The organism is uncultured Frigoribacterium sp. (assembly GCF_963515265.1).
Taxonomy (GTDB): domain Bacteria; phylum Actinomycetota; class Actinomycetes; order Actinomycetales; family Microbacteriaceae; genus Frigoribacterium.
In genome coordinates this window covers 1-19,409 of the sequence record NZ_CAUPYL010000034.1, presented here as the reverse complement: position 1 = coordinate 19,409, position 19,409 = coordinate 1, and the positions used below count along the sequence as shown (strand labels likewise).

Genomic DNA, 19,409 nt, shown 5'->3' with positions numbered 1-19,409 from the left:
ACGCGTGCGTGCTCGAGGCGCACCGCGGCCGTCTCGGCGACGTCGTCGCGGACCGGGTCGAGGTCGCGGACGCCGACGGCGACGTCGCGGTCGCGGCTCGCCTGCGACGACCGCACCCGGTCGATCGCCCGTCGCCGCGCCTGCACGAGCAGCCACGACAGCGCGGTGCCCCTGGCCGGGTCGAAACGGGAGGCGTCCTGCCAGACCGCGAGGAACACCTCCTGCACGACCTCCTCCGACTGGGCGGGATCGACGAGCACCCGACGCACGAGGCCGTGCACGCGCGACGCAGTGCGGTCGTAGAACGCGGCGAAGGCACGCTCGTCGCCGCGGGAGAAGGCGACCACGAGGTCGTCGTCCGAGGGCGAGAGCTCGGCATGCTGCACAGGTGCGAGGGTCACGGTGTCGTCCGGTCGGTGTGGGGTACGAGGGGGTGGGAGGCGCTCCCCCCCGAGTGCTGCGGCCACTGTATGCGCCTGCATGATTTTGGTGTCCCCCACTTCGGGGGCCGGACCCTCAGCAGCTGGTCCACTGGTACATCAGGATCGACGCTTCACCCTCCACACAGGACATTTCCTCGGTATCCTGGAGTGCAGAGCTGCACGCCCTACCCGCCCACGATCGGAGACACCTGTGCCCGTCCCCACCTCTGCCCCCACGACCGAGCGGCAGCTGCTGCGCGACACGGTCCGCGACCGTCTCCGCGAGGCGATCCTCGACGGCACGCTCGAGCCCGGCGAGCGCCTGCACGACGACGAGCTCGTCGCCTGGCTGCAGGTGTCGCGCACGCCGATCCGCGAGGCTCTGAGCGACCTCGTCCGCGCCGGCCTCGTCGAGATGGCGCCGAACCGCTGGACGCGGGTCGCGACGCCCGACGCCGGCCAGGCCGTCGAGGTCGTCCAGACGCTCGGGGTGCTGTTCGGCGGGGCCGTCCGCCTCGCCGTGCCGCGCCTCCCCGAGACGGTCGTGAAGCAGATCAGCTCCGCCGTGGAGGCCTGCATCGGCGACATCGAGCGAGAAGACGGCCCGGCGCTGAACGCCCACGCCGTCGCCCTCTTCGACACCTACGTCGAGCACTGCGGCAACAGCGCCCTCAAGAAGGTCTGCCGCGACGTCACGGACGGCCTCGCCTACTCGCTCCGCGTGCCGAACATAGTCCAGGTGCTGAACTGGGGCGAGATGAGCACTGCGCTCACGGCCCTCGAGCAGGCGACCCGCGACCGCGACCCGATCCGGGCCGAGCTCGCCGCCGAGGCTATGCACGAGCTGCCGGGCGAGCGGCCCCTCTCGCCCGAGCGCCCCGGCGCCTAGCGACCGACGCACGACCGGCAGGCACGACCGGTCGCGGCGCACGGCTAGACGGTCGTCGCGTCGTCGACCTCGCCCACGAGCTCCTCGATGATGTCCTCCAAGAAGAGCACGCCGGTCGTCTCGCCCATCACCGAGACGGCCCGGGCGACGTGCGCACCGCTGCGGCGCATCGACGCCAACGCGTCCTCGAGGTCGGCGTCGTGCGGCACCGCGCCGAGCCGCCGGACCCGCTTCGCCGGCACGGGCGCGTCGAGGGTCTCGGCCGAGGTCAAGTCCATGACGTCCTTGAGGTGCAGGTAGCCGGTCGGCTGCCCCTCGCCGTCGGTGAGCACGTAGCGCGAGTAGCCGTGCTCGGCGACGGCGAGCTGCACGTCACGCGGGGTGGCTCCCGGCACGAGCCGCACCATCTCGGCCACGGGCACCTCGACGTCGCGCACCTTGCGGGTCGTGAACTCGAACGCTGCCGAGAGCGTGCCCGACGCGTCCGACAGCACTCCCTCGCGGGTCGACTGCTGCACGATCGTGGCGACCTCGTCGAGCGTGTAGGTGCTCGTCGCCTCGTCCTTCGGCTCGACGCGGAACAGACGCAGCACCGCGTTCGCGACGCCGTTCAGCGACCAGATCACGGGCTTGAACACGGTCGCGACGAACACGAGCGGAGGCGCGAGCAGCAGGGCCGCCCGGTCCGGCACCGAGAACGACAGGTTCTTCGGGATCATCTCCCCGACGACCACGTGCAAGAAGGTGACGAGCACCAGCGCGATCACGAACGCGACGACGCCGATCGCCTCGGGCGTCAGGGGCGTGGCCGCCAACGGGATCTCGAGGAGGTGGTGGATCGCCGGCTCGGACACGTTGAGGATGACGAGCGAGCAGACGGTGATGCCGAGCTGGCTCGTCGCGAGCATGAGCGTGGCGTGCTCCATCGCCCACAGGGTCTTCTTCGCCGCCTTGCTGCCCGCCTCGGCCCGCGGCTCGATCTGGGAACGGCGAGCGGAGATGACCGCGAACTCGGCGCCGACGAAGAAGCCGTTGACGATCAGCAGCACGAACAGCCAGACGATGCCGGGCAGGTACTCGTTCATCGCTTCAGGTCCTCTCGCAGTCCGGCGACGACCCGGTCGTGGTCGGTGGCGGCAGTCCCGCTGCCGTGCGTCGAGGGCAGGGAAGCGCCGGAGGCGGTCGGCAGCTCGGCCGGCGAGGGCACGAACCGCAGGCGCTCGAGCCGCTGCCCGACCACGCGCTCGACGCGCAGCGTGCCGCCCTCGAGCTCGACCTCGTCGCCCACCTCGGGCAGGCGGTCGAGCTGCTCGGTGACGAAGCCGCCGACGGTCTCGTAGTCGCCGTCGTCGGGCACCCGCACCGTGGCGCGGTCCCAGAGCTCGTCGGGGCGGAGGGCGGCGTCGAAGACGACGGTGCCCGACGACCGCACGATGCCGGCCTTCGCGCGGTCGTGCTCGTCCTCGAGCTCGCCGACCAGCTCCTCCACCAGGTCCTCCAGGGTGACGAGGCCCGCCGTGCCGCCGAACTCGTCGGAGACCACGGCGATCTGGAAGCCCTCACGACGCAGCAGGCCGAGCAGGGTGTCGACGCCCATCGACTCGGGCACGAAGCGCGCGTCCGACACGAGGCCGGCGACCGGGACGGACGCCCGCTGCTCGGCGGGCAACGCGAACGCCTGCTTGACGTGCACGACGCCGACGATGTCGTCGCTGTCGTCGCCGATCACGGGGAACCGCGAGAAGCCGCTCGCCAGCGCCGTCTCGACGACGTCGGCGGCGGTGCCGGTGGAGCGGACCGTCGTCATGCGGACCCGGGGGGTCATGACGTCGACCGCCGCGTGCTCGGAGAACCGCAGGGTGCGGCCCAGGAGGGTCGCGTGGTCGTCGTCCAGCATGCCCTCGAGCGCCGAGCGCCGCACCAGCGAGCTCAGCTCCTCCGCGGACCGGGAGCCGGACAGCTCCTCCTTCGGCTCGATGCCCATCGTGCGGATCGCGGCGTTGGCGGTGTTGTTGAAGAGCAGGATGACCGGCTTGAACACGGTCGTGAAGGTCGCCATGAACGGCACGACGAACTTGGCCGTCGCGAGCGGCAGAGCGAGCGCGAAGTTCTTCGGGACGAGCTCGCCGACGACCATGGAGAAGAGCGTCGCGATCACGATGCCGACGACGGCGCCGATGCCCGGGACGACGGCCGCGGGCACGCCGAGCTCGCCGAGCGGGGCGGCGAGCAGCGAGCTGATCGCGGGCTCGAACGTGTAGCCGGTGAGCAGCGTCGTCAGCGTGATGCCGAGCTGCGCCCCGGAGAGGTGGGTCGACGTGATGCGCAGCGCCTTGATCGTCGGCGCGAGGCGCTTCTCGCCCCGGGCCTGGCGGGCCTCGAGGTCGTTCCGGTCGAGGTTCACCAGCGCGAACTCGGACGCGACGAAGAAGCCGGTGCCGACGGTCAGGACCAGACCGACGGCGAGCATGGCCCACTCGTTCACTGAGCCCCTCCTCGCTCGTCAGAGACACCATGGGGCGTCAGGGCGCGGAAGGGCGTCGGCATGTGAGAGGGAGGGTCGTCCATGCGGTGATGGTAAGGAGCGACGCCGCGACGATGCTGTGAACCTGCAGTGCGTGCAGGTCGCCCTCGCGGCCGAGTGGTCGACTCCTGCTCCGGCCGGCCCGCTGATCGACCGTTCGTGACCACTCGGCACCAGGGCAGTGGGCGTCGGTCGCAGCCCGTACGCTGGGAGCCGATCGATCGGAGACACCCTGTGACTGACATGAGCCTCCGGCTGCCGACCAGGCGCTTCCGCGCCGTGTTCGCGCTGGGCACGCGGCACGCGGCGACGCTGCCGCTGCCCACCTCGCTCGGCAAGCCCAACCTCTTCGGCGAGTGGGACGACGAGACCGAGCTCAGCAGCCTGTACGTCGGGTTCGGCACGGGCCAGGTGCACCTCGACGCCGTCGACGGCGGCGCCGAGCACCACTTCCACGACGCAGCGGGCGACGACACCGACACGAGCCCGTGGGGCCCCGGCGACACCGCCCAGGTCGTCGCGTGGGCGACGGCGTTGCTGACCGACCTGCAGGCGCTGATGCCCGACCTGATCGACGACGTCGACGACGCCGCGGCCTGGCACGACGCAGGTCTCGACCTCTGGGTGTGCGAGGTCGAGGAGCCGACGCACCTCGACCTGGTCGAGGTCGACATCGAGGGCGAGCTGCTCACCCTGCCCTGGCTCGGCGCCGGGCACGTCGAGCACGACCACGTCGACGAGGCGCCGGACGACGTCCGCGAGCACCCGATCGCCCTGCTCTGGGCTGCCGACGAGCACCGCACGCCCGACCAGCCGATCGCCGAGGCGTGGCTGACCCCGGGGACCGAGCAGACCGTCACCCGGGCGCTGCCCGGCGTCGACTGGGCCGCCGTCGGCATGCCCGCCGACGAGGTCCTGCCCTGGCTCGAGGGGATCTACCTGAACCACCACGTGCTGCCCGACCCTGCCGGCACCATCCTCACGGGCGTGCTCGAACGCCTCGGCGGCATCGACGGGATCGACTAGCCCGGGTCGGCCCGGGGCGGCTCGGCCCAGGGCGGCTCGGCCCGGGGCGGTCTGCATCGGCTCGGCCCAGATCGGGTCGGCCTGCATCGGCTCGGCCCAGATCGGGTCGGCTCAGGCCAGGTCGCCCGACTCCGACAGCGACGGCTCTTCCGGGCCGGTGAGCTGGTAGTCGTGCACGTCGCTGTGCCGGATCTCCGCCTCCTGCTCGTCGGTGGGACCGGAGCCGCGGAAGTCGTCGAGCGCGTTCTGCGAGACCCAGCGCTCGGCGACGTTGATGCGGCCCGGGTCGACGATGTCGGGCGACAAGGCGTAGTCGAGGCAGCCGGGCGCGTCACGGCCCGCCTCGACGAGGCTCACGCAGGAGGCGAGGTAGTCGTCTCGCAGCTCAGGGTCGACGAGCAGGTGGCCGGTCACGATGATCATGGGTCGCAGTCAACACCGGGCGACCGACAGCGGGACGCGTGTCAGGCGCGCCACCACTCGTCGACCGGACTGGCCGGCACGCGGCGCTTGTGCTCGGTCGCGAGGTAGCGCGCCTCGATCAGCTCGGCGATCGCGTCGTCGACGGCGCCGCCCTCGAGGTAGTCGTCGATGTCGGCGTAGGTGAGGCCGAGGTTGGCCTCGTCGGTCTGGCCGGGGGTCTCGTCGAGGAGGTCGGCCGTCGGCGCCTTCTCGTACAGCCGCGCGGGTGCGCCGAGGTGGGCGAGCAGCGCCTTGCCCTGGCGCTTGCTCAGGCCCGTGAGCGGCACCAGGTCGACCCCGCCGTCGCCGTACTTCGTGAAGAAGCCGGTCAGCGCCTCGGCGGCGTGGTCGGTCCCGACGACGAGCAGGCCGCGCTCGCTCGCGATCGCGTACTGGGCGACCATGCGGGTGCGCGCCTTCACGTTGCCCTTGGCGAAGTCGCTGAGCGGGGAACCCGTCGCCTCGGCGACGTCCTGCGCCGTGCCGTCGACGCCGTGCTGGATGTTGACCACGAGCCCCAGGGCCCCGTCGATGAACCGCAGGGCGAGCTGGGCGTCTTCTTCGTCGGCCTGCACCTTGTAGGGCATCCGCACGGTGACGAGCTCGGCCGTGCCGCCGTCGCGGCGGACCCCCTCGACCGCGAGCTGGCAGAGGCGCCCCGCGAGCGTGCTGTCCTGGCCGCCGCTGACGGCGAGCACGAAGCCGCCGGCACCGGTCGTCTCCAGGTAGTCGCGGAGGAACGCGACGCGTCGCTCGACCTCGGCGGCCGGGTCGATCTCGGGGCGGACGGCGAGCTCGGAGATGATGGTGGCCTGCAGCGCTCTCATGCGACGACTCTAGCCACGCGCCGCTCGACCGGCACCCGTCGCTCCGGTCGGATCGGCTCGCCGGGCGGGACTACTTCGACGTCGAGAGGGCCACGAAGGCGGCGACGGTCAGCCCGAGGCCGACGAGGGTGATCGCGCTGACGAGTCCGATGAAGAATTCGGCCATGGGAGGCTCCTGCCTGGTCGAGGTGACGGGAGCCCATCCTCTCAGACCGCGGCTGACCGGTCGGCGTCCGGCGCAGGCCGACCGGCGACCGCGAGCACCGTCGCCACGGTCCGCGGGTGCGCCAGCACCCGGAAGTGCCCGCCGGTCGGCAGCTGCACGTTGTCGGCGCCGACAAGCACGCTGCCCTCGGGGATGTGCGGGTCGAACTCGCCGTAGATCGAGGTGATGCGCTCGTTGACGGCCTGGTCGCGCGACAGCATCACGGTCGTCGAGTCACGAGGCGAGAAGGCCCGCAGGCTCGGCAGCACCAGCCAGGCGGCGTACCGGGAGCCGCTGAAGGGCGTGCAGACGGCGACCATGCGGTCGACCCGACGGGTGTCGTCGAGCAGCGCCATCAGGTACTTGCCCACCAGCCCGCCCTTGCTGTGCGCGACGACGACCACGTCGCGCAGGTCGTGCTCGAGCACGTACGCGGCGACGTCGCGGGCGGTCGCCTCCACGGGCCGGCCGTTCCGTCGGAGCGACTCGATCACGTGCACCGGGTGCCCCTCGTCGTGCACCCGCTCGATGAGCGGGCGGAGGAACGCCCAGGTCTCCCAGATGCCGGGCAGCACGAGCACGGGTCGCCCGCCGCCCGAGAGGTAGTCGTCGGAGCCCCGCGGCGAGAGCACCGCGCGCAGCTGCCACCAGGCCGCGAACGCGTAGTCCTGCAGCCACCAGACGCCGTGCCGCAGCGCCCGACGGAGCGCCGGGCGGGGCGGCCGAGGAGGCGCGGCGGGGGCGTGCGACATGGTCCCTGCACAGTACGGGGCCGGGAGGCGGCTGTCCGGTCGCCGAGTCGCCGACGCGACCCGCGCCTCCTGCGTGTGAGGATGTCGACGATGGACGAAGAGGCCGGCACCGAGGCGACGCCGCCGCCGTTCCGCGGTGCCGTGCACGGCGACGACCTCGATGCGGCCCGCGAGCTCTACGAGGCCCAGTACCCGGGCGAGGGGTTCCGGCTCGACCAGCTCGACCGTCCGTTCGAGTACCGCTACGCGGCGGTCGGCGACGGCGATGTGTCGCTCCGCACGTCCGAGTTCCACGGGTCGGCCCGCGGGACGGCCGACGCCGTGCCCGAGTACGTCGTGTCGTGGCTGGTCGAGGGGCGCGGCACGGTCGACGTCGGACGCGACGCGGTCGAGCTGCGGCCGCTCGTGCCCCGGATCGCCCCGACCAGGGCCTATTCCTTCGACTTCTCCGACTACCGGCAGCGGCTCGTGCACGTCGGCGCGGCGCACCTCGAGCGGCTGGCCGCCGAACGCGGCGACGTGACGTCGGGGCCCGTCACCTTCTTCCATGCCGCCCCCGTCGGGGACACGGCGCTGCGGCGCTGGCGGGCCGTGCTCTCGGAGACGACCCCGGTGCTGCTCGACCTCGCCGCGCCTCCCCTGCTGCGGGCCGAGGCGAACCGGCGGCTCGCCCTCGCCGTGCTCGAGACGTTCCCGCACGAGGCCGGGCAGGCCTCGGCCGTGGCGCTCGCCCCTGGCGCCCCCGTCGTGCCGGGGGCCCGACGCCTCGCCCTCGCCGTCGAGTACCTGCACACGCACGCCCAGGAGCCGATCGGCGTCGCCGACGTCGCCCGGGCCGCCGACCTCAGCGTGCGGGGGCTGCAGGTGGCCCTGCAGCGGGCCCTCGACGTCAGCCCGACCGTGCTCCTGCGCCAGATCCGGCTCGACCGGGTGCACGCTGACCTCTCCGTCGCGACGCCCGAGACCGCCACGGTCGGGAGCGTCGCGCGCCGCTGGGGGTTCAGCCACCTCGGACGCTTCTCGGCGTCGTACCACGAGCGGTTCGGCGAGCACCCGAGCGTCACGCTGCGGAGCTGACGGGCGCCGCTCGCGAGCGGAGAGGGCGACGCACGGACCGGACATCGCCGGGCGGCCGGGGCCGAGTGGTGGCAACGTGGCAGGGTGACCGACTACCAGAGCACCCCAGACACCGCCGCACGACCCGGACGCGGACGGACGGGAACCGTCGACGACGCCTCGCACGCCCGGCAGCACGACGGCCGCGACCTGATGGGACCGGTCGAGAACCTCACGCGCATCATGTGGACCGGCACGCTGTGGTTCGCCGCCGCCGTCGTCGCCGTGGCGCTCGCCCTCGGCGCCGTGCTCGTGTCGGGCTGGCGACCCGACGTGCTCTCGACGCCGGTCGAGACGCTGTTCTGGATCGGCGCCTCCGTCGTGGCCCTGAGCCTCGGCCTGATCGGCTGGTCGGGCTGCCCGATCCTCGAGGTGAGCGTGCCCGTCGCGGACCGGAACAAGACCCGGACGATGCAGCTCGGCACGTTCAGCTTCCTCGTCGGCTCGGCGGCGACGATGCTCGCCGTGCTGCTCGGGCCGGCCGGCTGAGGTCGGACCCGGGCCGCGCGGGACGTTGCCGTCACGGTCTCGGCTCCACTAGCATCGACGCGTGATCGAATCGATTCGATCAATTTTCTTCCCCCAGCCGAGAGACCCGACGATGTCGACGACGTCCCCCCGACCCGGCACGCCTGCCGCACCCGACCACGAGACCCGGAGGGCACGGCTGGCCGTCGCGCTGCTGTTCCTCACGAACGGCGCGCTGTTCTCGAACCTGCTGCCCCGCTACCCGGCGATCAAGGACGCGCTCGACCTGTCGAACGCCTCCTTCGGCCTCGCCGTCGCAGCCGGACCGGTCGGCGCCATCGTCGCCGGCCTCGCCGCCAGCTGGTTGATCCGTCGCTTCCGGTCGTCACGCGTCGCGGTGGTCGGCACGGTCGTGACCGCCGTCGTCGTCCTGCTGGCCGGCCTCTCCCCCGTCGGCGCGCTGTTCGCCGCCGCGCTGTTCGTGGCCGGCGCGCTCGACGCGATCGTCGACGTCGCACAGAACTCCCACGGGCTACGGGTGCAGCGCCGGTACGGGCGCTCGATCCTCAACTCGTTCCACGCGATCTGGAGCGTGGGCGCCGTCACCGGCGGCTTGATGGGCGGCGCTGCCGCCGGTCTCGGCGTGCCGATCGGCGTGCACCTGGCGATCTCCGGCGTCGTCTTCGGCGTGGTCGCGATCGTCTCGTACCGGCTCATGCTCCAGGGGCCGGAGCCCACCTCCGAGCTCGAGGAGGCGCCCGCCACGCCGACCGAGGGGGTCGCGTCGTCGTCGACGTCCGCCCCGGTGCCCGTGGCCGGTGGCGCACCCGAGGGCGGGACCGGTGCCGGGGACGGAGCCGGCGCCTCCTCGGGGGTCGACTCCGACTCAGCGGCCGACGCAGGCGCACGCGTCCGCCGCTCGGCCGTGAAGCTGGGCACCTGGGGCGTGCTGATCGCGCTAGTGCTGATCGCCGCCTCCGGCACGGTCGTCGAGGACGCCGGCAACACCTGGGCCGCTCTCTATCTCTCCGGCTCGCTCGGCGCCGGCGTGACCATCGCCGCGCTCGGCTTCGTGGCGCTGCAGGGCGCCCAGTTCGTCGGACGGATCCTCGGCGACCGACTCGTCGACCGCTTCGGCCAGCGTGCCGTCGCCCGGGTCGGCGGGGCCCTGGTGTTCGTCGGGATGGGGCAGGCGCTGGCGTTCCCGTCGGTCGGGACGACCATCCTCGGCTTCGCCCTCGCCGGCTTCGGCGTCGCGACGTTGATCCCCGCGGCCATGCACGCGGCCGACACGCTGCCGGGGTTCCGGCCGGGCACGGGGCTCACGCTCGTCAGCTGGCTGATGCGGCTCGGGTTCCTCGCGGCGCCGCCGCTGATCGGCGCCGTCGCCGACGCGAGCTCGCTGCGGGTCGGGCTGCTGCTGATCCCGGCCGTCGGGCTCGTCGTGCTCGCACTGTCGGGCGTGCTCGCGGGGCGGCAGCGCTCGGCCCCGCAGCCGCACGTCTGACCTGCATCTGCGGAAGGGGCCCTGCAGCAGCGGCCGGCGCGCACCTCCTTCGGCCTCTCGCCCTGGGGCCTCCAGTTCACGACGCGGGCTGTCCGCTGCGCGAAGCAGGAGGACGAGCCCTCGGGCAAACAGCCAGGAGGCGCGGGTACGAACGAGAGGACAGGCCGCAGGTGCGGCCGAGGAAGGCAGGAACCATGACCGAGATCACCGCCCACCACGGGCTCTTCAAGGACACGAACCTCCACGTCGACGACTTCGGCGGCAGCGGACGCACCGTCGTGCTCATCCACGGCTGGCCCCTCTCGGGCGAGTCGTGGAGCAAGCAGGTCCCCGCGTTCGTCGAGGCCGGCTACCGCGTCGTCACCTACGACCGACGCGGCTTCGGGCGCAGCGACAAGCCGAAGACCGGCTACGACTACGACCACCTCACCGAGGACCTGCACACCGTCCTCACCGAGCTCGACCTCGACGACGTGACGCTCGTCGGCTTCTCGATGGGCGGCGGCGAGGTCGCGCGCTACGTCAGCAAGTACGGCACCGAGCGCCTGCACAGCGTCGTCTTCGCGTCGGCCGTGCCCCCGTACCTGATGAAGACCGACGACAACCCCGACGGCCCCCTCACCAAGGAGGCGGCTGCCGAGATGACCGCCGGCCTCACCAAGGACGAAGACTCGTTCTACGACGACTTCACCACCGGCTTCTTCTCGGTCGACGGCGTGCTCAAGGTGTCGGAGGCGGACCGCCAGGACGCGCTGCGCCTCGCGAAGCAGGCCGACAAGGCCGCGGCCCTCGCCGCGATGAACTCGTTCGCCACGACCGACTTCCGCGAGGACCTGACCAAGGTCACCGTGCCGACGCTGGTCATCCACGGCGACGGCGACGGCGACGCGACGGTCCCCTACGAGGGCTCGGGCGCGCGCACCCACGCGGCGATCGCCGGCTCGGAGCTGCACGTCATCGCGGGCGCGCCGCACGGCGCGAACGTCAGCGACGCGGACGAGTTCAACCGCGTGGTGCTGGAGTTCCTCGCGCGCTGAGGCCGCCCGTGCTCTGAGCCCGCTCGTGCTCTGAGCCCGCCCGGGCTCTGAGCCCGCTCGCTCGATGAGCTGGCTCGAACGACACCCCCGTATCCGCACTGCACCCCTCGTTCCGAGGGTGTCCTGCCGGATCGGGGGTGTCGTTCGTGGCGGCGGCAGGCGCACCCGCGCGTGCGGTCGTGTCGGGCGCGGCTAGAAGTCGACCGGCGGGCGGTCCATGGTGGCGACTCCCGACGAGATGCCGATGATGATCGCGATCGCCCCGCCGAGAACCGAGAGCCCGAGGAACAGCCAGAGCGGTGCGGCGCTCCCTCCCACGCGGCGCCGCAGGACGACGCTCCGGCCGATCAGGTAGATCAGCACGCTGAGGATCGACCAGGCCCAGTGGAACGGCCGTTCGACGCCGCGTGCCCGCAGCGTGCGTCGGTCGAGCCAGGAGAGCACGACGAGGCCGATGCCGACGACGAGGCTGACGACCACCGCGAGCGTGTAGTCGCCCTGCCCCACGCCGGTGCTGCCCGGCGCCAGGAGCTCGACCGATCGCCTGATCTCGACCGCCGCGAACACGCACGTGACGATCGGCGAGAGCGCGATCGCGGCCACGTACGGGGTGGCGCCGATCTGCTGCCCCGTCACGGGCGGCCGGGGCTCGGCCTGCTCGGTGGTCGGGGCGGCCTTCGCGCCGGTCGGGTGTGCGGCCGGCGGCGCCGCCGGTCGTGACGAGGAGGCGCCCGTCTCGCTCCCGGGCAGTCGGTCGTCTCTCTGCGGATCGGTCACGGTGTCCCCCTCGTGGTCGTCGCCGCCGGGGAGCCCTGCTCCGCGACGGCCGCCCGGACGTCTGCGTGCCGGGCTCGTCCCGTCAGCCTAGGACCGCCTCCTGGACGGTGTGCAGGCCGCGCACCCTGCCGCCGGGCGCCGGGCGCCGGGCGCCTCCGCACCCCTCGGACCCGCGCACACCCGTCGGCTCGACCCTGGATGTGCGCGGATCCCGCGGCTGCCGCAGGCTCAGGGCCGGTACTCGGGGCGCTGATCCGGGCCGGGCACGGGGCCGGGGTGCGGCTTGTGCGCGCCGTCGCTGCCGAACACGGCCACGGCCGAGAGAGCCGTCCGCACGCCGACCAGCAGCACTCCCACGACAGCGCCGAGCACGCGCAGGAGGCGGCGGCCCCGACCCACAGGACTCGTCACGACGCCCCCTCCCCGCGCTGGCGCCTCGGGGACCGGCCCGACCCTGACAGCCCTGGCCGCGCCTCCGGCGCTCGCTCGGTCGTTCCCGCTGCACGCGTCGCACGCCGCTGCCGCTGCTCGTCGCGCAGCACGACGCACAGCCCCACGAACCCCGCCGCGGCGGCGAGCGGCGCCACCCACCAGATCATCTGCCGACCCTGGCGCGTCGCGGGTGTCCCGTCCAGGGCCAGTGCGACGAGTTCAGGACGAGCGGGCCGGCGCGTCCTGAACCGTGCACAGATCAGGACCATTTGGACCTGAGTTGCGCGAGTCAGGAGGCGAAGTCCTGAATGAGGAGGCGCGAGCGGGGCGAGCGGGGCGGGAGGCGGCGGCAAGCTAGCGGAGCACGAGGCGCGGGGCGAGCAGGCGGTGCCGCGGGTCAGCAGCCGACCCGGGCGACGCGACGCGGGCCGCGGGGCCCTGGTGCAGCAGCAGGTCCAGGGTGGCGTGGGCCACCTCCTCGACGGGCTGGTGCACGCTCGAGAGGCCGAGGGCCGCGGCGACGGGGGTGTCGTCGTAGCCGACCACGGGCACCGAGCGGCCGAGCACCATGAAGGCGCCGAGGGCGAGGGAGTCGCTGGCGCAGACGACCGCGTCGATCGTGCGGCCGGTCTCCGCGAGGTGCGCGACGAGTTGCCTGACCCGGTCGGAGGCGAGCGAGACCTGGTCGTCGACGGTCAGGTCGACTTCGTCGAGCTCCGCGGCGTGGAGCCCGCCATGGGCGAGCATCGTGTCGCGCCAGCCCTGCCGTCGCTCGGTGCCGATGCCCGAGGTGGACGGCCAGCCGAGGAACGCCACGCGGCGTGCTCCCCCGTCGAGCAGGGCCCGGGTCGCCTCCGCGACGCCGCGGTGCCCGTCGACGTCGACCCAGCGCCGGGCGGGGTCGGCCACGTCGCTGCCCCACGGCCGTCCGAAGGACACGAAGTCGGCCTCGGCACGCAGCAGCCAGTCGGTGCGGGGGTCGTCGTACGAGGTCGACGTGAGCACGAACGAGTCGACGTCGGCCCCGTCGAGGAGGCGGCGGAACTGGGCGACCTCGTCGAGCGGGTCCTTCGCCGTGAAGAGCAGAACGCGGAGGCCGTGCTGGTCGGCCCGCTCGGTCAGGGCGTGCAGGAACCGGTCGAGCACCGCACCCGAGATGCCGTTCGCGACCGGGTCGAGGCGCACCCCGATCGTCGAGCTCTTGCGGGTGCGCAGCCGCCGCGCCGAGGCGTGGGGGCGGTAGGCGAGCGAGGCGATCGCCTGCTCGACCCGGGAGCGCGTGGCGGGAGCGACGATCTCGGGCGTGTTCAGCACGTTGGAGACGGTCTGGCGCGAGACCCCCGCCTCCTTGGCGACGTCCACGACCGTGGGCAGGCGCGGCGACTCGACACTCGGCACCGCCCACCTCGTCTCGCTCGTCGTCGTCGATCAGCCCCGCGTCGCAGCCCCGCGTCGTCCGCGGAGCGCACCCCGCCGCGACCTCGATTGACAGCCGCGCGAGCAGGTGCCTACTCTAGCGACCACCCGGTTTTGATCGTTCAAACCCGCAACGACACGACCACCGGGACGACCGTTCTCGACGAGGAGACACCGTGCAACGACGCATCCGCCGCCTGATGGCCTTCGGCGCCATCGCCACCGTGACCGGGCTCGCGCTCAGCGCGTGCGGCTCCGGCTTCAGCGAGGGAGGCGGCGACGGCGCGAGCTCCGACGGCACCCTTACCTCGAGCGACGACTCGCTCACCGTGCTGATCGCCTCGAGCGGCGACGCCGAGGCCGCGGCCGTCCGCGACGCCGTCGCGAGCTGGTCGGGCGACAGCGGCACCGACGCCGAGGTGAGCGTCGCCAGCGACCTGCCGCAGCAGCTCAGCCAGGGCTTCGCCTCCGGCTCGCCCGCCGACGTCTTCTACCTCTCGACCGACGCCCTCGCGGGCTTCGCCGAGAACGGCAGCCTGCTCGCCTACGGCGACCAGCTGAGCGAGACCGACGACTTCTTCCCCACGCTCGTCGACAGCTTCACCTACGACGACCAGTTCTACTGTGCCCCGAAGGACTTCTCGACCCTCGGCCTCGTGATCAACGAGCAGATGTGGCAGGAGGCGGGCCTCACGGACGCAGACGTCCCCACCGACTGGGACGGCCTGTCCGACGTCGCGGCGAAGCTCACCACCGCCGACCACGTCGGCCTCGCCTTCGGGGCCGAGTACGCCCGCGTCGGCGCCTTCATGGCCGAGGCCGGCGGCTCGCTGACGAACGAGGACGGCACGGAGGCGACGGTCGACTCGGAGGAGAACGTCGAGGGCCTGACCTACGTCAAGGACCTGATCACGAGCGGGAACGCCGCGTTCGCCGCCGACCTCGGCGCCGGCTGGGGCGGCGAGGCCTTCGGCACCGGCAAGGCCGCGATGACGGTCGAGGGCAACTGGATCGCCGGCGCGATGAACGCCGACTACCCCGACGTCGACTACCGCGTCGCCGAGATGCCCGCCGGCCCCGGCGGCCAGGGCACCCTGCAGTTCACCAACTGCTGGGGCATCGCCGCCGACAGCCCCAACCAGCAGGCCGCACTCGAGCTCGTCGAGCAGCTCGTCAGCACCGACCAGCAGCTCGCCTTCGCCGACGCGTTCGGCGTGATGCCGAGCGTGCAGTCGGCCGCCGACCAGTGGAAGACGGACAACCCCGACTCCGCCGCGTTCCTCGACTCGGCCGACTTCGCCGTCGGCGTGCCGACGCAGCAGGGCTCGGCCGACGTGATCGCCGACTTCAACTCGCAGCTCGAGGGCCTCAGCTCGGCGGAGCCCGCCGACCTGCTCGAGTCGTTCCAGTCGAACTACGCGGCGATCCTGCCGTGAGCACCGCCTCGCCCCGCGTCGGCCGAAGGGCCCGCCCCGGCACCGCCTCGCGGGGCGAGGCCACCTCGGGCTGGCTCTTCGTCACCCCGACCATCGTGGTCCTCGGGTTGTTCCTGCTCGTGCCGATGGTGATGGCCCTGTGGGTCAGCGTCTCGGACTGGAGCGGTCGCGGCTCGCCGTTCAGCTCCTCCGTCGGCTTCGTCGGCCTGCAGAACTACGACGACCTCGTCAACGGAGGCGGGCTGGCGGCCAGGGACTTCGGCATCTCGCTGCGCAACAACGCCTGGTACGTCGTCTTCGTCGTGCCGATCCAGACCGCGGTGTCGCTGTTCCTCGCGGTGCTGGTGAACCGACAGGTGCTGCGCGGCCGGGGCTTCTTCCGCACCGCCTTCTACTTCCCGTCCGTGACGAGCTCGGTCGCCATCACCGTCGTGTGGCTGTTCCTCTTCACGCAGACCGGCGCCGTGAACCGCGCCCTGTCGTGGCTCGGGATCGAGGGGCCGGCCTGGTTCCAGGACCCGAGCGGCGTCGTCCACAACGTCCTCGGGGCGGTGGGCATCACCGGTCCGGCGTTCCTCACCGACCACGACCTGCTCGGCGTGAGCTGGTGGGACTGGTTCGCCGGCCCCTCCGTCGCCATGAGCGCCTTCGTGCTGATGGCCGTCTTCACGACGAGCGGCACCTTCATGCTGTTGTTCATCGCGGCGCTGCAGAACCTCGGCGGCGACGTGCAGGAGGCGGCGATGATGGACGGCGCGAACGCCTGGCAGCGCTTCTGGCGCGTCACCCTGCCGCAGCTCCGGCCGACCCTCTTCACGGTGCTCACGCTCGGCCTGATCGGCACCTGGCAGGTCTTCGACCAGATCTACACGGGCACCCAGGGCGGGCCCGCCAAGACGACGCTGACGCCGTCGTACCTCTCGTACACCTCGGCCTTCGCCGGGCAGGACTGGGGCCGCGGCGCCGCCATCGCGTTCGTGCTCTTCGCGATCATCGTCGTGCTCACGATCGTGCAGCGGGCCGTGCTGCGCGAACGGCCCGTCTCGCGGCGACGGACGTCGCTGTACGAACCGAAGGACACGACCCAGAAGGAGGCGCGCCGATGACCGCCACTGCCCCCGTCACCGACCTGGTCGGCACGGGCCGACCCGCCGGACCTCCCCCGTCGTCGCCTGCTGCGGACCGCAGGGGTCTCCGGCCGCCTCGCCGCACCTCCTCGCTGGTGTCGTCGTCGGTGCTCTACGCGGCTCTGATCGCACTGGCGCTCGTCTACATCGTGCCGTTCCTGGTGAGCGTGGCGACGTCGTTCAAGACCGACGCGGACGCCGCGGCCGACCCGCTCTCGCTCGTGCCCGCCACGTGGACGACGGCGGCGTTCCAGACCCTGTTCGTCAACAGCGACTTCCCGACCTGGGCGACGAACAGCGCGATCGTGGCGGTGTTCGTGACGGCCGGCCGGGTGTTCTTCGACTCGCTGGCGGGCTACGCGCTCGCCCGGCTGCGGTTCCGCGGGCGGGGCGTCGTCTTCGCCGCGCTGATCGGCGTGATGGCGGTGCCGAGCGTGGTGCTGCTGATCCCGAAGTTCCTGGTGATCAACCAGCTCGGCATCTACGACTCGTACGCCGGCATGATCATCCCGCTGCTCGTCGACGCGGCCGGGGTGTTCATCATGAAGAACTTCTTCGAGTCGATCCCGCCGAGCGTCGAGGAGCAGGCCCGGATCGACGGCGCCGGCACGTTCCGGGTGTTCTGGTCGATCGTGCTGCCGATGGCCCGTCCCGCGCTGATCACGATCATCATCCTGTCGTTCCAGGGGTCGTGGAACGAGCTCTCGCACTTCATCATCTCGACCCAGTCGCCCGAGCTGACGACCCTCACGAAGGGCGTCGCGGGGCTCGCCTCCGGGCAGCTCAGCCAGGGCAGCCAGTACCCGGTGAAGCTCGCCGCCGCGGTCGTCATGACCATCCCCGTCGCCGTGATCTTCTTCGTGTTCCAGCGCCAGATCATGAACAGCAGCGACGGGGCCGTGAAGGAGTGAGGGCAGGGAGCCGGCCCTCACCGGGGCCGGCTCCGTCCCACTCGCACGCAGCACCTCCCCCGCACGCCCCTCAGCGCAAGGACCCCTCCCGTCATGACCGACGCCACGTCACGACCCACGACCGTCGCCGATGCAGCCGCCGACGCCACGTCAGCCGCCGCGGCCGAGCCGCTCCAGCCGTTCCTCGCCGCCGAGACCGTGGTGCTCAAGGCGCCCGCCCAGGCCTGGTCCGACGCCACCGGCGCGATGGGCGCCGCCGCGATCCACGGCGTCTGGGCCGGTGACACCCGCGTGCTGCGCGGGCACCGGGTCGAGGTCCGGGGCAGCAGGGTCGAGACGATCGCGGCGGTGCCGCTCGGCGCCTCCTCGATCCGGTTCGAGTCGCTGCTGCGAGGCCTCGACGACCACGGGGCCGACCCCGACGTGCGGCTGTCGCTGCTGCGCGAGGTCGGCACCGGCGGGGTCCGCGAGACGCTCACGGCGACGTCGCGCCTCCCCCGCGAGCTCGACGTCGTCGTGAGCGTGGCCGTACGGCCCGACGCGTCGTCGATGGACGAGGTGAAGGCCGGGCTGCCAGCCGTGCCGCCGCGTGACCTGCAGGTCGACGGGGTCCGCGCCTCCTGGTCAGGCGGCGACGCCGTGACGACGCTGACGCTGACCGCCTCGGGAAGCGCAGCGGGCGGGGCCGGCGGCGAAGGCACGACGGGCGGCGAGGACGCAGGAGGCGCGGTGCGGATCGAGGCCACCGCCGACGGCGAGCTGCGGCTGACCTGGCGACTGCACGTGCCGGCCGGGGGCGCCGCCTCGGCCGGGCTCGAGATCACGACCGTGCTCGAGGGCGCGGTCGTGGCCGGCGTCGAGGGCGACCAGCGATGGGGCGCACTCGACCCTGCGCCGCACGACGACCGTCTGGCCCGCTGGCTCCACCAGGCGCTCGGCGACCTGTCGGCCCTCCGCATGACGACGACCGACCGACCCGACGACGTCTTCTTCGCCGCGGGCGCCCCCTGGTTCTTCACCCTCTTCGGCCGCGACTCGATCTGGGCTGCGCGGCTCGCGCTGCCGCTCGACCCCGACCTCCGCGTCGCCGCCGGCACCCTGCGCGTGCTCGCGGGCCTGCAGGGCACGCGCGAGGTCACGGCGAGCGCCGAGCAGCCCGGCAAGATCATGCACGAGCTGCGGCAGCGGCCGCTCGAGATCCACGGCGAGGGCGTGACCCTCGCCCCCCTCTACTACGGCACGGTCGACGCGACTGCGCTGTGGGTCTGCCTGCTGCACGACTCGTGGCGAGCGGGCCTCCCCGACGACGAGGTGCGGGCCCTGCTGCCGCACCTGGAGGCGGCGCTCGACTGGATGCGCGACCACGGCGACAGCGACGACGACGGGCTGCTCGAGTACGTCGACGAGACCGGCCACGGCCTGTCGAACCAGGGCTGGAAGGACTCGGGCGACAGCGTCCAGTGGAGCGACGGGCGCCTCGCCGACGGACCGATCGCGCTCTCCGAGGTGCAGGCCTACGCGCACGAGGCGGCGGTGCACGGCGCCGACCTGCTCGACGCGTTCGACCGACCCGGGGCCGACGAGTGGCGCGGCTGGGCCGACAGCCTGCGGACGGCGTTCCGCGAGCGCTTCTGGGTCACGGACGCGCGAGGCAGGTTCCCCGCCGTCGCCCTCGACGCCGACAAGCGCGCCGTCGACACGGTCACGAGCAACATCGGGCACCTGCTCGGCACCGGACTGCTCGACGCCGACGAAGAGGCGCTGGTCGCCGCCCGTCTCGCCGGCCCCGAGCTCGCGAGCGGCTTCGGCCTCCGCACGCTCAGCTCGGACGCGGTCGGCTTCTGGCCCCTCGGCTACCACCTGGGCACGGTCTGGACCCACGACACCGCGGTCGCGATCGCCGGCCTCGCCGCGACGCACCACCACGAGGAGGCGCGCCTGCTGTCCGAGGGACTGCTCGCCGCCGCACCCTGGTTCGGCTACCGCATGCCCGAGCTGCACGGGGGCGACGCCGCGGCCGACGTGCCCGCGCCGGTGCCGTACCCGGCGTCGTGCCGGCCGCAGGCGTGGTCGGC

Annotated in this window: 19 protein-coding genes; 10 read left to right on the top strand and 9 right to left on the bottom strand. The window is 72.8% G+C overall.

The genetic code is table 11. The features are described from left to right. Positions 1-401, bottom strand: a 401-nt coding sequence (locus RWM17_RS05405) for a sigma factor (RefSeq protein ID WP_314102010.1), incomplete at its 3' end; no start/stop codon positions are given. Positions 402-633: 232 nt separating this feature from the next. Between RWM17_RS05405 and RWM17_RS05400 the strand changes: the two genes are divergently transcribed. Beyond that, positions 634-1,311 carry a GntR family transcriptional regulator gene (locus RWM17_RS05400; protein ID WP_314102008.1) on the top strand — a complete coding sequence of 226 codons (678 nt, stop codon included), beginning with the start codon at positions 634-636 and terminating at the stop codon, positions 1,309-1,311. Positions 1,312-1,355: 44 nt separating this feature from the next. On the opposite strand, the gene RWM17_RS05395 is transcribed toward RWM17_RS05400, so the two are convergent. After that, on the bottom strand, positions 1,356-2,396 hold the full coding sequence (locus RWM17_RS05395; protein WP_314102006.1) for a hemolysin family protein: 1,041 nt from the start codon (positions 2,394-2,396) through the stop codon (positions 1,356-1,358). Then, complete coding sequence (locus tag RWM17_RS05390) at positions 2,393-3,796, bottom strand: hemolysin family protein (RefSeq protein WP_314102004.1); 1,404 nt, start codon at positions 3,794-3,796, stop codon at positions 2,393-2,395. Before RWM17_RS05390 ends, RWM17_RS05395 begins: the two co-directional genes overlap by 4 nt. Before the next feature lie 273 nt (positions 3,797-4,069). Here RWM17_RS05390 and RWM17_RS05385 point away from each other — a divergent pair, with 273 nt between their 5' ends. After that, positions 4,070-4,861 (top strand): hypothetical protein, encoded by a 792-nt coding sequence (locus RWM17_RS05385; protein WP_194612868.1) that lies wholly within the window; start codon positions 4,070-4,072, stop codon positions 4,859-4,861. A 111-nt stretch (positions 4,862-4,972) separates the two neighbouring features. On the opposite strand, the gene RWM17_RS05380 is transcribed toward RWM17_RS05385, so the two are convergent. The 3 genes from RWM17_RS05380 to RWM17_RS05370 form a co-directional block, all read right to left on the bottom strand. Beyond that, entirely contained in the window at positions 4,973-5,284 is a 312-nt protein-coding gene (locus RWM17_RS05380) for an antibiotic biosynthesis monooxygenase family protein (RefSeq protein WP_314102002.1), read from the bottom strand. 41 nt (positions 5,285-5,325) lie between these two features. After that, positions 5,326-6,150 (bottom strand): ammonia-dependent NAD(+) synthetase, encoded by an 825-nt coding sequence (nadE, locus tag RWM17_RS05375; RefSeq protein WP_314102001.1) that lies wholly within the window; start codon positions 6,148-6,150, stop codon positions 5,326-5,328. Between the two features lie 207 nt (positions 6,151-6,357). Beyond that, positions 6,358-7,107, bottom strand: coding sequence for an alpha/beta hydrolase (locus RWM17_RS05370; protein WP_314102000.1), 750 nt, complete (start codon positions 7,105-7,107; stop codon positions 6,358-6,360). Between the two features lie 90 nt (positions 7,108-7,197). Here RWM17_RS05370 and RWM17_RS05365 point away from each other — a divergent pair, with 90 nt between their 5' ends. The 4 genes from RWM17_RS05365 to RWM17_RS05350 all read left to right on the top strand — a co-directional run bounded on the left by RWM17_RS05365 (position 7,198) and on the right by RWM17_RS05350 (position 11,235). Beyond that, complete coding sequence (locus RWM17_RS05365; RefSeq protein ID WP_314101999.1) at positions 7,198-8,184, top strand: helix-turn-helix domain-containing protein; 987 nt, start codon at positions 7,198-7,200, stop codon at positions 8,182-8,184. A gap of 84 nt (positions 8,185-8,268) precedes the next feature. Beyond that, the gene (locus tag RWM17_RS05360; RefSeq protein ID WP_314101998.1) at positions 8,269-8,712 is read left to right on the top strand and encodes a hypothetical protein; all 444 of its coding nucleotides are present in this window, start codon (positions 8,269-8,271) and stop codon (positions 8,710-8,712) included. 112 nt (positions 8,713-8,824) lie between these two features. After that, positions 8,825-10,198: an MFS transporter gene (locus tag RWM17_RS05355; RefSeq protein WP_314101997.1), complete on the top strand. Its 1,374-nt coding sequence runs from the start codon at positions 8,825-8,827 to the stop codon at positions 10,196-10,198. 194 nt (positions 10,199-10,392) lie between these two features. Further along, entirely contained in the window at positions 10,393-11,235 is an 843-nt protein-coding gene (locus tag RWM17_RS05350; RefSeq protein ID WP_314101996.1) for an alpha/beta hydrolase, read from the top strand. A gap of 192 nt (positions 11,236-11,427) precedes the next feature. On the opposite strand, the gene RWM17_RS05345 is transcribed toward RWM17_RS05350, so the two are convergent. From RWM17_RS05345 to RWM17_RS05335, 3 genes are all read right to left on the bottom strand, one after another. Continuing rightward, positions 11,428-12,012, bottom strand: a complete 585-nt coding sequence (locus RWM17_RS05345) for a hypothetical protein (protein WP_314101995.1) — start codon at positions 12,010-12,012, stop codon at positions 11,428-11,430. 228 nt (positions 12,013-12,240) lie between these two features. Beyond that, on the bottom strand, positions 12,241-12,423 hold the full coding sequence (locus RWM17_RS05340) for a hypothetical protein (RefSeq protein WP_314101994.1): 183 nt from the start codon (positions 12,421-12,423) through the stop codon (positions 12,241-12,243). Positions 12,424-12,798: 375 nt separating this feature from the next. Beyond that, positions 12,799-13,842: a LacI family DNA-binding transcriptional regulator gene (locus RWM17_RS05335; protein ID WP_314101993.1), complete on the bottom strand. Its 1,044-nt coding sequence runs from the start codon at positions 13,840-13,842 to the stop codon at positions 12,799-12,801. A 218-nt stretch (positions 13,843-14,060) separates the two neighbouring features. On the opposite strand from RWM17_RS05335, the gene RWM17_RS05330 reads away from it, so the two are divergent. The 4 genes from RWM17_RS05330 to RWM17_RS05315 all read left to right on the top strand — a co-directional run. Continuing rightward, positions 14,061-15,296 (top strand): extracellular solute-binding protein, encoded by a 1,236-nt coding sequence (locus RWM17_RS05330; protein WP_314102011.1) that lies wholly within the window; start codon positions 14,061-14,063, stop codon positions 15,294-15,296. Next, entirely contained in the window at positions 15,293-16,402 is a 1,110-nt protein-coding gene (locus RWM17_RS05325) for a sugar ABC transporter permease (protein ID WP_314101992.1), read from the top strand. The genes RWM17_RS05330 and RWM17_RS05325 overlap by 4 nt, the downstream gene beginning before the upstream one ends. Continuing rightward, on the top strand, positions 16,399-17,334 hold the full coding sequence (locus tag RWM17_RS05320) for a carbohydrate ABC transporter permease (protein ID WP_314101990.1): 936 nt from the start codon (positions 16,399-16,401) through the stop codon (positions 17,332-17,334). The genes RWM17_RS05325 and RWM17_RS05320 overlap by 4 nt, the downstream gene beginning before the upstream one ends. Before the next feature lie 93 nt (positions 17,335-17,427). Beyond that, positions 17,428-19,409, top strand: a 1,982-nt coding sequence (locus RWM17_RS05315) for an MGH1-like glycoside hydrolase domain-containing protein (protein ID WP_314101989.1), incomplete at its 3' end; no start/stop codon positions are given.